The sequence below is a fragment of the Bacillota bacterium genome (assembly GCA_030019365.1).
In the GTDB taxonomy this organism is placed as follows: Bacteria; Bacillota; Sulfobacillia; order JACIYH01; family JACIYH01; genus JACIYH01.
Map to the genome: position 1 here is coordinate 35,394 of JASEFA010000006.1, position 14,894 is coordinate 50,287.

Sequence of the window (14,894 nt, forward strand, 5' to 3'; positions counted from 1 at the left end):
ATTGGCAGGGGGAGGGGTCGGGATGACGCAGAGCTACGTCGAGGGGATCAAGACCCAGTTCGTGCGGGACCGGCTGAAGGAGACCTCCTGGGCGCGCAGGGGCTACATCGAGGTGTTGAAGATCTTCGAGGAGATATACGAGGAGGGAGGAGCGAAGGGCTTCGGCAAGATGTGGCACGGGCAGAAGCGGAAGGAATACCCCGTTGAGGACGAGTGCATAAGGAAGGAGATCCAAGAGGGCGTCTACACCCCGCCCGAAGAATTCCGCCGCCTCGTGGAAGAGTGGAAGGAGGAACAACGTCGCAAGGAGGCGGAGTGGATGCGGCAGCAGTGGGAGCAGCAGCGTCGGGAGCAGGAGTGGCTGGAGGAAGAACGCCGCAAGTGGCTGGAGGCCGGGGGCAAGCCCTGAAGGGAGGCGGTGTCGTGACTAGAGTAGCTGTCTACTGCCGGGTGTCCACCGAAGAGCAGCAGGAGGCAAGGTCCATAGAGAATCAGGTCGAATACGCGCGCCGTTACTGCGAGTTGAACGGGGTAAAGGTTACCGCGCACTATCTGGACGATGGCGTCACGGGGACCATCCCGCTTGAGGAGCGGCCAGAGGGCAGGAGGCTGCTTGCGGACGCAAAGGCGGGCAAGTTCGACACCGTTCTCATCTACAAGATCGACCGCCTCGCCCGCAAGACGATCTGCCTCCTCGATGCCTGCGAGAAGATGAAGGCTGCGGGGGTTCGTTTGCAGAGCATGACCGAGCCCTTCGACACCTCCACTCCGGTCGGCCAGTTCATCCTCACGATGCTGGGGTCCATGGCCACGCTGGAGCGGGAAACCATCCTGGAGCGCACCTCTTTGGGCAAGGACCGCATACTGCGGGAGGGGAAGTGGCCTGGTGGGCCACCGCCTCTCGGATACCGGGTAGGCGAGGACGGGCGCCTGGAGATCGAGCCCAGGGAGGCAGAAATCGTCAGGCGCATATTCCACCTCTACACTCAGGAACGTATGGGGTCGCTGGCCATAGCCGACCTGCTCAACGCTGAGGGAGTACCCCTGACGGCCGAGTTCAAGAACACTCACCGCGCAAGACAGGGAGTGTGGCGCTGGCGCGCGAGCAGGGTACTCCAGATCGTGGCGGACCCCGTGTACATGGGCCAGTACCACTATCGCAAAGGCTCTGGCGAGGTGGTGATCGTTGAGGTGCCCCCCGTCGTGACGGAGCAGGTGTGGCGTCAGGCCGAGCAAACCAGGAAGCAGAACAGGAAGGAGGCCCTGCGCAACACCAAGCAGCCTTACTTGCTGCGCGGCCTCGTGACCTGCACCCACTGCGGTTCCCCCTATGCGGGTGACGGCCAAGTACGGAGCACCTACCGCTACTACCGCTGCCTGGGCAACAAGAACGTGGACAGGCGGCTCGGCCAGCCCTGCCCCTCCAAGGCGGTGCGGGCGGACGTACTCGAAGGCATCGTGTGGGAAGACATATGCGAGTTCGTCCGCAATCCCGGCGCACTGCTCGGAGAAGTGGAGGCGCGGTTGAGCCAGGAGCCGGCGGCCAGGGAGGAAAGGGCGCGCGAGTTGGAGAACCTCGCCCGCTCCCTCGCCCGCTGCGGTGAGGAACGGGCGCGACTCATAAACATCTACCGCAAGGGGCTAATCGACGAGGCCGAACTGGAACGCGAACTCGGCGCCCTGGCGCGGGAGGCCTCCGCCCTGGAGGAGAGAAAGGCCGCCCTGCTCGCCGCGGAGTACAGGGCGGAAGAGATCCGCACCCAAGCGCTCAACGCCAGGACTGTCCTTGAGCAGCTGAGAGACAAGCTGGAGGCGGCCGACCCGGCGGCCAAGCGGGAACTGGTGCAGGCCCTGGTGGAGAAGATTGAGGTGACGACCATAACAGAAGAAAACGGCAAACGGATTCCCCACGTGACCATCCGCTACAGATTCAACCCGCCAATTGATCCCAATAATTCGGATTGCAAATCGGGGGTGTTGGGCCCCAGAAAACCGAATATCTCCCCCGCCCCGACCTGGAAACTCACCCGGTCCACGGCCAGGGTTCCTCCCGCGTATCGCTTGGTTAGCTCCTCCGTCTCCACTATCGCTTCACCCGTCATGCTCTCCCCGTCGGCCTCCTTCCATCCCCTTACGGACTTCCCCCGGCGAACCTTCTCCCCTACGCCGGACATAGTGCCCCACGGCCTCCCGGAGGGCCTGCAGGCCCCGGCCCAGGGCAGCCCGGTCCCCGGCGCTCATTTCCCCAAACAGCTCCCGCAGGACCGACCAGTGCTCCTGCCGCACCTGCCGCAGGGTCTCTTCTCCCGCAGGCGTCATGGAAACGTACACCACCCGCCGGTCCGTGCGGCCCCGCTCCCGGTGCACCAGGCCCAGGGACGCCATGCGCCCCACCAGGTTGGTTACCGTGGGCGCAGAAACTCCCAGGATCTCAGCCAGTTCGCCGGCGGTGACCTTCTCCCGCCGGGACAGCACGTGCAGCACCTTGACCTGGGGCATCGTCAGTCTCAGGGGCAGCAGTTCCCGCCAGTGGAGCCCCCTCAGCGACTGCATCACCTGCTGGCACAGGTCCAGGAGGTGCTCGGGGGTTAACTTCTCCGTCTCCCGCCCGCTCTCCACGTGACTCCTCTGTGGAAACATACTTAGACTGCGGCTAATTATATCTACACCGGGGCGACCCGTCAACCTGTCTGCACACCACACACCCGTTTGGTCAACGCGTTTGTAGACTCGTCTCTAAATGGCGGCATCGCCCCGGGCTCCTCCTGTGATGCGATTCTCAGTCCCACCGAAAGGAACACGGGGGGCTTTTGGCGAAATTGTTTCCCCGGACCCTACCCAGGCCGTAAACAGAAAGGGGAGGACGGCCCGGTGTCCTTGCAGGTTTTGCTCCACGAGAAGAAAGCAGCCGTCGTGGCCAGGTGGCTGGACCTCGTGCTGGAAGATTACCCCCCGGAAACGGTGCGCTTCCTGAAAGGGCAGCGGGACCGGTTCGCCAACCCGGTAGGAAACGTCTTTCAGGAAGCGATAGCAGGGGTTTACGAAGAGCTCATTGGAGAAGGTGATCCCGCACGGTCGGCCACCCTGCTGGATCGCATCGTGCGTATCAGGGCGGTGCAGGATCTCCCTCCCTCCCGGGCCCTCGCCTTCGTCCCCGGCCTGAAAAGGGTCGTCCGCGAGGTGCTGGAGCCCCGCGAGGCACGCACGCCGGGGTCCGCATCGGGTGCCGCGGCGCCCGAGGAGTGGCGGGAGCTGGACGACCGCATCGACCGGCTGGCCCTGCTCGCCTTCGACGTCTACCTGGGTTGCCGGGAAAAGATCCACGAAATCAGTTTCACCCAGCTCAGGAACCGCACGCACCTGCTCCTGGAGAGGGCGGGCCTGACGTGGCGGCAAGCAGGAGAGGGGGAGGGTTAGGCGGTGGGGATGGGGATATCCCTGGCTTTGACGGTAGCACTGATACTGGTGGCCTGGGCGGGGGCGGCCGCCGGCCTGCAGGCGGTGTTGGGGACGGTGACACCCTACCTGGCCGGCCTCACCTTCCTCGGAGGGGTGATCTGGCGGGTGGTGAGGTGGGCGCGGGCGCCCGTGCCCTTCCGCATTCCCACCACCTGCGGGCAGGAGAGGTCCCTACCCTGGATGCGGTACGCCACCGTGGATAACCCCGCCACCACCCTGGGCGCCGTGGCCAGGGTGGCGCTGGAGGTGCTCTTCTTCCGGTCGCTTTTGCGCAACAGCCGCTTCGAGTTGCGGGAAGGCCCGAAGCTGGTCTACTTCTGGGAGAAGTGGCTGTGGGTGGCGGGCCTGGCCTTCCACTGGTCCCTCTTCGCCATCCTGACCAGGCACCTCCGCTTCTTCACCCAGCCCGTGCCCGCCTTCGTGGGCTGGCTGGAGGGAGCCGACGGCTTCTTTCAGGCCGGCCTCAGCGCCCTGTACCTCACGGACGTGGCGGTGCTGGTGGCCCTAACCTACCTCTTCCTGAGGCGGGTGCTCATCCCCCAGGTGCGCTACGTATCGCTGCCCGCGGACTACCTCCCCCTCTTCCTCATCATGGGGGTGGCGGGGTCGGGCGTGCTCATGCGCTACTTCTTCCGGGTGGACGTTACCGCCGTCAAGGAGCTGGCCCTGGGCCTGGTGACCTTCCATCCGGTGGTACCGCCCGGGCTGAGCGCCCTCTTCTACGTGCACCTCTTCCTGGTGAGCGTGCTGCTCATGTACTTCCCCTTCAGCAAGCTGGTGCACATAGCCGGCATCTTCCTCAGCCCCACGCGGAATTTGGCCAACACCAATCGTGAACGCAGGCACATCAACCCCTGGAACTACCCGGTGAAGGTGCACACGTACGAGGAGTACGAGGAGGAGTTCCGCAAGCACATGATCGCGGCCGGCATCCCCGTGGAAAAAGCCGGTCCCCCCGCGCAGGTGGGCATCCCCGTGGAAAAGGAGGGCCAGTGATGTCCGCACCCAAGCCGCAGGAGCTGCTCAAGATAAGTCACCGGCCGCCCCGCACGGGATGGATGGATACCCCGGTCCAGTTTCGCAGGGGCACCTGGTGCTACCCGGGTAAGGCCAGGAGCCTGGAGGTCCTCGATCTGCCCTTCCCCCGCCAGTGGTCCCCGGAGGACGACGACTGGAAGCTTCCTCCCAACTGGAAGGAGATCGTTCTGGAGGGACTTCGTGAGCGGCTGCACAGGTTCCGCTCGCTGCAGATCTTCATGGACGCCTGCGTGCGCTGCGGGGCCTGCGCCGACAAGTGCCACTTCTTCATCGGCTCGGGCGACCCCAAGAACATGCCCGTGCTGCGGGCGGAACTGCTGCGATCGGTGTACCGCCGGGAGTTCACCGCGGCGGGGAAGCTCCTGGGCAGGATGGTGGGCGCGCGCGACCTGGACGAGCGGGTGCTCAAGGAATGGTTCTACTACTTCTTCCAGTGCACCGAGTGCCGGCGCTGCTCGGTGTTCTGCCCCTTCGGCATCGACACCGCCGAGATCACCATCATCGCCCGCGAGCTGCTCAACCTGCTGGGGCTGAACGTGGACTGGATCGCCACCCCCATCGCCAACTGCTACCGCACCGGCAATCACCTGGGCCTCTTGCCCCACGCCTTCAAGGACATGGTGGACTTCTGTGTGGAGGAGATCCAGAACGTCACCGGGGTGGGGATCGAGCCCACCTTCAACCGCAAGGGAGCAGAGATCCTCTTCGTGGCGCCCTCGGGCGACGTCTTTGCCGATCCCGGCATCTACACCTTCATGGGCTACCTGATGCTGTTCCACGCCATCGGCCTGGATTACACCCTCAGCACCTACGCCTCCGAAGGCGGCAACTTCGGCCTCTTCACCTCCCACGAGGTGATGAAGAGGCTCAACGCCAAGATCTACGCGGAGGCGAAGCGGCTGGGCGTGAAGTGGATCATCGGAGGCGAGTGCGGTCACATGTGGCGCGTACTGCACCAGTATATGGACACCATGAACGGCCCCGCCGACTTCCTGGAGGAGCCGGTCTCCCCCATCACCGGCACCAGGTTCGAGAACGCCCGGTCCACCAGGATGGTCCACATCTGCGAGTTCACCGCCGACCTCATGAAGCACGGCAGGCTCAACCTGGACCCGTCCCGCAACGACCACCTGGTGGTGACCTTCCACGACTCCTGCAATCCCTCCCGGGCCATGGGACTGCTGGACGAGCCCCGCTACATCATCCGGAACGTATGCCGGCACTTCTTCGACATGCCCGAGAACACCATCCGCGAGTACACCTTCTGCTGCGGTAGCGGGGCCGGCCTGGGCCCGGACGAGAACCTGGAAATGCGCCTGCGGGGCGGCCTGCCCCGCGCCAACGCCGTGAAGTACGTGCACGAGAAGTACGGGGTGAACACCCTGGCCTGCATCTGCGCCATCGACCGGGCTGCCCTGCCGCCCCTCATGGACTACTGGGTGCCCGGGGTGGGGGTGACCGGGGTGCACGAACTGGTGGGCAACGCCCTCATCCTGCCCGACGAGGACGAGCGCACCACCGACCTGCGCGGCAACCCCCTCCCGCAACCGGCCGGCACCGGCGACCCGAGCGGGCCCGGTGTCAGCGACCTGGATGAGCCCGGCGGGCCGGGACCACGCAGCGGGCCGAACACGGCCCCGGGGAGGGAGGCGTAAGCATGTACGACTCGGGAAAAATCCTGACCGGCCTGCTCATATTCGCCCTCCTGGTGACATTTCCGGTGTGGTACCACCTGGGGAGAGCTACTCCGGCGCCCCAGCCGGACCTGAACACGCCGGTAATCGCGGGATTGGCGAAAAAGGAGTGCATCGAGCCCGTGGAATACATGAGGGCCAGCCACATGGAGCTCCTGAAGAGCTGGCGGGATCGGGTGGTACGATCGGGCGATAAGAGTTACGTGGGGCAGGACGGCAAGGAGTATCCCATGAGCCTGGAGGACACCTGCCTCAAGTGCCACTCCAACAAGAGCCGCTTCTGTGACCAGTGTCACAACTACCTGGGCGTTCATCCCAACTGCTGGAACTGCCACGTGCCGCCGGAGGAGGGGAGCCGCTGATGGAGATGGACCGCAGGACCTTCCTCAAGATGGGCGGGCTGGGGCTGCTGGGCCTGATGGCAGCCCCCGTCATCGACGTCCTGCTCAAGACCGGGGCAGCCCAGGGAGCCCGCAGTTCCGGCGTCATCACCGCCGGGAGATGGGCCCTGGTGGTGGACATGAAGAAGTGCTGGGAGAGCGGCGGGAGCGCTTGCCGGGACTGCATCCTGGCCTGCGATCGAGCCCACAACGTCCCCGACATCTCCGACCCCGAGGAGCAGATCCGGTGGATCTGGAGGGAACCCTACGAACATGCCTTCCCCGAGCAGGAGGGGCGGGCGGAGAGCCTGGCGGGCAAACCCTTCCTCGTGCTGTGCAACCACTGCACCGATCCCCCCTGCGTGCGGGTATGTCCCACCCGGGCCACCTTCAAGCGGAAAGACGGCATTGTGATGATGGATTACCACCGCTGCATCGGCTGCCGGTACTGCATGGCCGCATGCCCGTACGGAGCACGTAGCTTCAACTTCCGCGATCCCCGGCCCTACCTGAGCACCACCAACCCCGCCTACCCCACCCGGGAACGGGGCGTGGTGGAGAAGTGCAACTTCTGCGAGGAGAGGCTGGCCGAGGGGCGGCCCCCCGCCTGCGTGGCCGCCTGCCGGTACGGAGCGCTGGTTTTCGGAGACCTGGAAGATCCCCGTTCCCAGGTGCGGGATATCCTCCGCACCCGCTACACTGTCTGCCGCAAGCCGGAGCTGGGCACCCGGCCCAACGTCTACTACGTGGTCGGCTAGACCGCGCGCGGGGCTCGGCGCGCGGCCGCCGGCACGCACAGAGGCGCACGATGGCTCCGAGCCAGCGGCACGCGCAGAGGTACGCGATGGCTCCGCACCGCCAGCGGCACGCGCAGAGGCGCACGAGCATGCCACATAGGACCAGGAGGGTGACTGATGATCGAGAAGGCACTGACGGGAAGCAAGAAATACTGGGGGTGGGTGGCCCTCCTGCTGGCGTTGGTCGCGGTCGGCGCGGGTTGCTACCTGCTCCAGTTGGCGCGGGGCCTCACCATCACCGGCATGAGCCGGGACGTCTCCTGGGGCCTCTACATCGGCCAGTTCACCTTCCTGGTGGGGGTTGCCGCCTCGGCGGTGATGGTGGTCCTGCCCTACTACCTCCACAATGTCAAGGAGTTCGGCCGCATCACCATCTTCGGCGAGTTCCTGGCCGTGTCCGCCGTCATCATGTGCCTGCTCTTCGTCATCGTGGACCTGGGCAAACCGACTCGCATCTTCAACATGATCCTCTACCCCACCCCCAACTCCATCCTCTTCTGGGACATGGTAGTGCTCACCGGCTACCTGCTGCTCAACCTCATCATCGGCTGGAACGTCCTGGAGTCAGAGCGGAACCAGGTCTCCCCGCCCCGGTGGGTGAGGACCCTGGTCTACGTGTCCATCCCCTGGGCCGTCAGCATCCACACCGTGACCGCCTTCCTGTACGCCGGGCTCCCCGGGCGGCATTACTGGCTCAATCCCCTGCTGGCCGCCCGCTTCCTGGCCTCGGCCTTCGCTTCGGGGCCCGCCCTGCTCATCATGCTGGCCTTCATCCTGCGTAGGGTGACCTCATTTGATCCCGGACGCGAGGCCATCGCCAAGCTTTCCCTGATCGTCACCTACGCCCTCACCACCAGCCTGTTTTTCCTGGGCCTGGAGCTTTTCACCGCCCTCTACAGCCGGGTGCCCGGCCACGGCCTGCCTACCATCGTCTACCTCTTCACCGGTTCCGGCAATCTGGTCCCGCTGATGTGGGCCTCGGTGATCCTGGGGCTGGTGGCCGCCTACCTGCTCATCAGTCCCGCCACCCGCCGGCGTGACGCCAGCCTCCTGTTTGCCTGCGCAGCCACCTTCGTATCCATCTGGCTGGAGAAGGGCATCGGCCTGGTGGTGGGCGGCTTCATCCCCAACCCCTTCGAAGAGATCCGGGAATACGCACCCACGCTGCCCGAAGCCCTCATCGCCATAGGGGTGTGGGCAGCCGGCCTGCTCATCCTCACCCTCCTCTGTAAGATCGCCATCTCCGTCAAAGAATCCGCCGCGGCAGGATGAAGAGATGCGGCCACGTGGGGGAGCCTGGCGGATTCCCACCGCGGTGCCTGGGGGGCCTGGCGGCTGCTCAGGAGAGGGAGTCCTCCATTTTTCGAAGGAGCTCCTCCGTTGATTTTTGTAGAACTCCTCCTGCGAGCCCCCCCTCGCCGGAGAGACGATGCCCGATTCCCACTGGAGTGCGAGCGCCGGGGATTCTCCGAGCCGGATCAGCGCGGGCGGGGGAAGATGAGGCGGCCTAACAGGTCCAGCACGTCGCCGCCCAGGGCACCGGCCAGTACCACCATCCATTGCTGCCAGTTCAGGGGGACGGTGTGGAAGAAGGGGGCAATCCAGGGGAGGTAAATTACCGCCAGCAACATGGCCAGCGAAACCGCCACGGCGCCCACCACGGCAGGGTTGCCTCCCGGTGCCGTCCCCAGGAGGGAGCGGGTCTCCGAGCGGCAGTGGAAGGCGTGCACCAACTGGGCCATTACCAGGCAGGCGAAGGCCATGGTGCGTGCCCCATCCAGATTGGGGGCAGCGACGTCGGCGCCCGCGATGACCGGGCCGGAGGCGCCGCCGCTGGCGGGGGCGTAAAGGCCCCAGCAGAAGACGGCCAGGCTTGCCAGCCCGATGAAGAGACCACGCCCCACGATGCGCCAGAGCAGGCCGCGGGCGAATATGCTCTCCTGCGGCGAGCGCGGCGGCCGGTCCATTACGTCGGGCTCGGCGGGCTCCACACCCAGGGCGAGGGCGGGAAGGCCGTCGGTGACCAGGTTCACCCACAGCATCTGGATGGGCAGGAGGGGGATGGGCAGGCGGGCCAGGGTGGCGCCCAGCATGACCAGCACTTCGCCCACGTTGCAGGAGAGCAGGTAGCGCACGAACTTACGCACGTTGTCGTAGATGGCACGGCCCTCCGCGACCGCCGCCACCAGAGTGGCGAAGTTGTCATCCTGGAGCACCATCGCCGAGGCCTCCCGGCTCACCTCGGTGCCGCTGAGGCCCATGGCCACCCCGATGTTGGCCTCCTTGAGAGCAGGGGCGTCGTTGACGCCGTCTCCGGTCATGGCCACCACGTGCCCCCGGGACTTGAGGGCGCGCACGATGCGCAGCTTGTGGGCGGCGGAGGCGCGGGCGTAGACCCTCACCGAAGGGGCGAGGTCGCGCAGACGGTCGTCGGTCATCATTTCCACTTCGGTGCCGGCCAGGATGTGGTCGCCCGGGGAGAGCATCCCCACCTGCTCGGCCACGGCACGGGCGGTGGCGGGGTGGTCACCGGTGATCATCACGGTGGCGATGCCGGCTCGACGGCAGGTGCCCACCGCCCGCCGCGCCTCCTGCCGGGGAGGATCGGCCATGGCCGCCAGGCCCAGGAACACGAGATCCCGCTCGATGGCCTCCGGGCTGATGTCCGACGGCAGAGCGTCCAGTTCCCGGTAGGCGAGAGCCAGCACGCGCAGGGCTCGCTGGCCGTAGCCCTCGTTGTGCGCCCCGATCTCGGCGGCCAGGGCGCGGTCGAGAGGCACCGTCCCCCGGGGGCCCAGTGCCGCACGCGCCATGCGCACGATCACGTCGGGGGCCCCCTTCACAAAGGCCACGTGCTTGCCACCGCGCCCCCGGCATACTACGCTCATGCAGCGCCGCTCCGGCTCGAAGGGGATCTCTCCCACCCGGGGCCAGTGCCGCTCCAGTTCCTCGCGCCAAAGGCCTGCTTTGGCGGCCGCCACCAGTAGGGCGGCCTCAGTGGGGTCCCCCTGCACCTCATACTCGCGGTTACGGTGCAACAGGTGGGCGTCGTTGCATAGCGCACCCGCCACCAGGGCCATCTCGACCTGCCCCGACAGACCCGGCAGCCTCGGCAGACCCGGCAGCCTCGGCAGACCCGGCAGCCCCACTGGCGTCGGCAGCCCCGTCCGGCCCGCGCCGGCACCTCCCCCGGTCGTACCTGCCCCGGCACCGGGGTCGGCCGCAGGCGCGGGGGGACGGAAGGAGCCACGGGGCTGGTAGCCCTCTCCGGTCACGTGCCACTCCCCGCCTGGCACCCACAGGTACTGCACCGTCATCTCGTTGCGGGTGATGGTGCCCGTCTTGTCGGCGCAGATCACCGTGGCACATCCCAGCGTCTCCACGGCGGGCAGGCGCCGGACGATGGCGTTCCGCCGGCTCATACGCTGCACTCCCAGGGCCAGGCAGATAGTGACCACGGCGGGCAGCCCCTCGGGGATGGCCGCCACCGCCAGGCTCACCCCCGAGAGCAGCATGAAATAGGGAGCCTCGCCCCGCATTACGCCCAGGGCAGCGACCAGGGCGCACACCGCCAGACAGCCCCACACCAGCCGCCGTCCCAGCTCATCCAGGCGGCGCTGCAAAGGCGTGGGGCCCTCATCAGCCTCGTGGATGAGGCCCGCGATGCGCCCCATCTCGGTGTTCATACCGGTCGCCACTACCACCGCCTTCACCCGGCCCCGGGTGATGGTGGTCCCGGCGTAGACCAGGTTGCGCCGGTCCCCGAGGGGGCGCTCCGCGGGCAGCACACCCGCCCACTTACGCACGGGCACCGACTCCCCGGTGAGGGCGGCTTCCTCCGCCTCCGCCCGGTGCGCCGCCAGGATGCGGGCGTCAGCGGCTACGCGGTCCCCGGCTTCCAGCAGCAGGACGTCCCCCGGTACCACCTGGTGGGCGGGTACGGCCTCCTCCTGCCCGTCCCGGAGTACCCGGGCGGTGGGCGCGCTCAGCACCCGCAACGCCTCCAGGGACCGCTCCGCCCGGTACTCCTGAGTAAACCCCAGCCAGGCGTTCAGGATCACGATGGCTATGATGGTGATGGCGTCGGCCACCTCCCCCAGGAGGCCGGAGATGGCCGTAGCCCCGAGCAACACCAGACTCATGAAGTCATCGAACTGGGAAAGGAAGAGCCGCCAGGCGGGTACCCGTTTCTCCCTGGCGATGGAGTTGGGCCCCACCCTCTCCAGCCGGCGCGTGGCTTCCTGCCGGGTGAGGCCCCTTTCGCCATCGCTGGCCAGCATGTCGAGGACCTGATCGCCCTCGATGGCGTGCCAGGTAGGTGTGCCCTCCACGCTTTCGCCCCCCGGTGCAAGTCCTCCCTATGCCTATGCCCGGGGGGTAACCGTGATGCCCGGCCACCCTGGCCCAGTCCATCACGTCGAGAACACCGGACTCCACGTAAATTACCACGCCGTCCCATCCTATGCCGCACGGCCAGCGTCAGTCACTCGCGGCCGCCCGCCACCCGCTCGCAACGCTGGCACAAGCCACCGCTATCAGGCCGGCGCGGTCACACGGGTTGCAGGACGCGGCGGAGGAGACCGACGTCCACGTTGCCGCCCGTCACCACCGCCACCACCGGCCCACCCGGCGCCTCCGGCGCTGCCGCGGCGCGCTCCGGTGCGTCCGCCGCGCGCCTCCCCGCCCGCCCCGCCCTGTCCGCCCGGCTGGCCGGGCCAATTCGCCCGGCCAGGAGGGCGGCCACCGCTGCCACGCCGGCCGGTTCCGGCACCAGGGACGCCTCCGTGACGAGGAGACGCATGGCGGCCAGGATCTCCTCGTCGGAGACGGTGACCACCCGATCCACCAGTTCCCGCACCACGGCAAAGGTGAGATCGCCCGGCCGCCTCACTGCGATGCCGTCCGCCACCGTGTGCACCGACTCCAACTCCACCGGTTCGCCCCGCTCCAGGGAAACCTTCGTGGAGGCGGCGCCCTCTGCCTGGACGCCCACCAGCACGGTACGGGGCGAAAGCACCCGGAGCACCACCGCCATCCCCGCGGCGAGTCCACCTCCCCCGATGGGGAAAACCATCGTGCCCGGTGCGGGCAGGTCCTCCAGGATTTCCAGGGCCACCGTCCCCTGGCCGGCCATGATGTCGGGGTGGTTGAAGCTGGGGATGTAGACCGCCCCCGCCTGATCCGCCAGCCGGCGGGCGCAGACCTGGGCGTCGTCGTAGGCCTCCCCGTGCAGGATCACCCGCGCACCGTAGGCACGCGCCTTCTCCTGCTTGACCAGCGGCGCCCCCTCCGGCATCACCACCGTGACCGGCACCCCCGCCAGGCGTCCCGCCAGGGACATGCCCAGGGCGTGGTTGCCGCTGGACGCGGTGACCAGATGTAATCCCGGGGCCCCGCGCGTGGCCACCAGCCTCAGCACGCAGTTGAGCGCACCCCGGAACTTGAACGCCCCCGTGCGCTGGAAGTTCTCCAGTTTGAGGGCCACCGGCATGCCCAGCCTCTTCTCCAGGGCCTCCGGGCTCACCAGGGGCGTGCGTACGACCTCTCCCCGGATTCGGTCCCGGGCCTCCCTGACCTCGTCCAACGTTACCATGCGACCACTCCTCTACCGCGACTACTCCTCTATCAGAACCAGCGCTCGCGGACTTCCTTCTCGGGGAACCACCTCTCGACGACTACCTTGCGGTCGGAGAAGAAGTTGACCACGTCCTTGCCCTGGCCGTGCAGGTCACCGAAGAAGGAGTCTTTCATGCCGCCGAAGGGGTAGAAGGCCATGGGCGCCACTATCCCCACGTTCACGCCCACGTTGCCACATTCCACCCGGTAGCGGAACTCCCTGGCCCAGGCGCCGTTCTGGGTGTAAATGGTGGCGGCATTGCCGTAGCGGCTGGAGTTTATGAGGGCGATGCCAGGGTGATCATCCGCACCAGATCCGCCTGCTTCTCCTCGAGCAGGTGCTTGAGGCGGAACAGGTAGCGGCACCGCTCGACGGCGGGCACATTCCGCCACGCGGGGAAGGCCTCCCTGGCTGCCGCCACACAGGCGTCAACCTCATCCAGCGTGGACATGGGCACCAGGGACAGCACCTCATCGGTGGCGGGGTTCCTCACCTCCTCCCAGTGCGCAGACCCGGACTCCACCCACCTGCCCCCCACGTAGTTGCGCAGCCTCTCTGCCATTTCTACCATTGATCCCCCTTGCACAAATTCGCCCGCGCGAAGCGTGTTGGGGCCGGCGCTACGCGCGCCCCGTTCAGGCGCTGGCACACGCGGCCCAGCTTATCCAGGGCCTCCGCCACTTCGTCTTCAGTGATGGTCATGGGCGGGGCGATGCGCAGCACGTTCCCGTACAGGCCGCCCCTCCCGACCAGCACGCCCTCCTCGCGCGCAAGCTCCATGAACGCCAGCGCCAGGTCGGAGGCGGGCGCCTTCCCCTCCCCCACCAGCTCCACGCAGATCATGAGCCCCTTCCCCCGCACCTCGCCCAGGAAGGGGTGGTGTTCCTGCAGGGCGCGCAGGCCCCGCATCAGCATGTCTCCCGTGCGGGCGACGCGGGCGGGAAGGTTCTCTTCGATGATGACCTCCAGGGTGGCCAGGGCGGCGGTCATGCTCACGGGGTTGCCGCCGAAGGTGGAGATGCTGTAGCCCGTGCAGGCGTCGGCCACTTCCGGCACCGCGATGGTGGCACCGATGGGCGCCCCGTTGGCCAGACCCTTGGCGAACACCATGATCTCGGGCTCGACCCCCCAGTGCTCGATGCCGAACATGCGAGAGCCCGTGCGGCCGAAGCCTGTCTGCACCTCGTCACAGATGAACACGCCCCCGTGCCTGCGTACGATGTCCACGGCCACCCGGAAGTACTCCGGCGGCGGAGTGATGAATCCCCCCACGCCCTGGATGGGCTCGGCGATAAAGGCTGCAACCTCTCCGGTGGTGGTGGTCCTGATCAACTCCTCCAGATCCCGGGCGCAGGCCACGTCGCAGCCGGGATACGACAGGCCATAGGTACACCGGTAGCAGTAAGCGTTGTGGGCGTGCACGATCCCGGGGAGCGGGCTGGGCGTGCGCCAGGCCGCGTTGGCGGTGAGGGTGGTGGCCAGTTGCGAGCGGCCGTGGTAGCTGTGGCGCAGGGCGATCACCTCGTGGCGCCGGGTGTAGGCCCGGGCGGCCGCCACCGCCGTCTCAATGGCCTCAGTGCCGCTGTTGGTGAAGAACGATTTCTGCAGCCTCCCCGGCGTGATCTCGGCCAGTCGCCGGGCCAGGTCCAGCATGGGCTGGTTCAGGTAGCAGGTGGACGTATGCATCATGCGGCCCACCTGCTCAGACACGGCAGCGTTCACCCGGGGGTGCGCGTGCCCCACACTGACCGTGAGGATGCCACCGAAGAGATCCAGGTAGTCCCTACCGGCAGCATCGCGCACCCGCACGCCCCGTCCCTCCGCCAGCACGAGGGGCCGCGCGTAGTACGTCCTCACATTGGGGAAAAGGTACTTCCCCTTCAGCTCCACCGCATCGCCGTCATCCACC

The 14,894-nt window shown here is 67.1% G+C and carries 12 protein-coding genes and 1 pseudogene; 8 read left to right on the forward strand and 5 right to left on the reverse strand.

From position 1 onward, the window contains the following. The first annotated feature begins 22 nt into the window (after positions 1-22). The 8 genes from QME70_09655 to nrfD all read left to right on the forward strand — a co-directional run bounded on the left by QME70_09655 (position 23) and on the right by nrfD (position 8,640). A complete protein-coding gene (locus QME70_09655) occupies positions 23-409 on the forward strand; it encodes a hypothetical protein (protein ID MDI6894852.1) in 387 nt (128 codons plus the stop codon). Between the two features lie 14 nt (positions 410-423). Beyond that, entirely contained in the window at positions 424-2,592 is a 2,169-nt protein-coding gene (locus QME70_09660) for a recombinase family protein (GenBank protein MDI6894853.1), read from the forward strand. A 279-nt stretch (positions 2,593-2,871) separates the two neighbouring features. Next, positions 2,872-3,417, forward strand: a complete 546-nt coding sequence (locus tag QME70_09665; GenBank protein ID MDI6894854.1) for an RsbRD N-terminal domain-containing protein — start codon at positions 2,872-2,874, stop codon at positions 3,415-3,417. Between the two features lie 9 nt (positions 3,418-3,426). After that, complete coding sequence (dsrM, locus tag QME70_09670; protein ID MDI6894855.1) at positions 3,427-4,455, forward strand: sulfate reduction electron transfer complex DsrMKJOP subunit DsrM; 1,029 nt, start codon at positions 3,427-3,429, stop codon at positions 4,453-4,455. Next, positions 4,455-6,152: a (Fe-S)-binding protein gene (locus tag QME70_09675; protein ID MDI6894856.1), complete on the forward strand. Its 1,698-nt coding sequence runs from the start codon at positions 4,455-4,457 to the stop codon at positions 6,150-6,152. Before dsrM ends, QME70_09675 begins: the two co-directional genes overlap by 1 nt. 2 nt (positions 6,153-6,154) lie before the next feature. After that, positions 6,155-6,553, forward strand: coding sequence for a sulfate reduction electron transfer complex DsrMKJOP subunit DsrJ (gene dsrJ / locus QME70_09680; protein MDI6894857.1), 399 nt, complete (start codon positions 6,155-6,157; stop codon positions 6,551-6,553). Further along, entirely contained in the window at positions 6,553-7,329 is a 777-nt protein-coding gene (locus QME70_09685) for a 4Fe-4S dicluster domain-containing protein (protein ID MDI6894858.1), read from the forward strand. Before dsrJ ends, QME70_09685 begins: the two co-directional genes overlap by 1 nt. A gap of 156 nt (positions 7,330-7,485) precedes the next feature. After that, the gene (gene nrfD, locus QME70_09690; GenBank protein MDI6894859.1) at positions 7,486-8,640 is read left to right on the forward strand and encodes a polysulfide reductase NrfD; all 1,155 of its coding nucleotides are present in this window, start codon (positions 7,486-7,488) and stop codon (positions 8,638-8,640) included. Between the two features lie 206 nt (positions 8,641-8,846). Here nrfD and QME70_09695 read toward each other — a convergent pair whose 3' ends face one another. The 5 genes and pseudogenes from QME70_09695 to QME70_09715 all read right to left on the reverse strand — a co-directional run bounded on the left by QME70_09695 (position 8,847) and on the right by QME70_09715 (position 14,893). Continuing rightward, positions 8,847-11,699, reverse strand: a complete 2,853-nt coding sequence (locus QME70_09695; protein ID MDI6894860.1) for a cation-translocating P-type ATPase — start codon at positions 11,697-11,699, stop codon at positions 8,847-8,849. Positions 11,700-11,917: 218 nt separating this feature from the next. Continuing rightward, a complete protein-coding gene (locus QME70_09700; GenBank protein ID MDI6894861.1) occupies positions 11,918-12,961 on the reverse strand; it encodes a threonine/serine dehydratase in 1,044 nt (347 codons plus the stop codon). A 32-nt stretch (positions 12,962-12,993) separates the two neighbouring features. After that, positions 12,994-13,275, reverse strand: a pseudogene (locus QME70_09705) (aldehyde dehydrogenase family protein). Next, a complete protein-coding gene (locus tag QME70_09710; GenBank protein ID MDI6894862.1) occupies positions 13,263-13,547 on the reverse strand; it encodes an aldehyde dehydrogenase family protein in 285 nt (94 codons plus the stop codon). The pseudogene QME70_09705 and the gene QME70_09710 overlap by 13 nt, the downstream one beginning before the upstream one ends. A 2-nt stretch (positions 13,548-13,549) precedes the next feature. After that, a complete protein-coding gene (locus QME70_09715) occupies positions 13,550-14,893 on the reverse strand; it encodes an aspartate aminotransferase family protein (protein MDI6894863.1) in 1,344 nt (447 codons plus the stop codon). Between the last annotated feature and the right edge of the window lies 1 nt (position 14,894).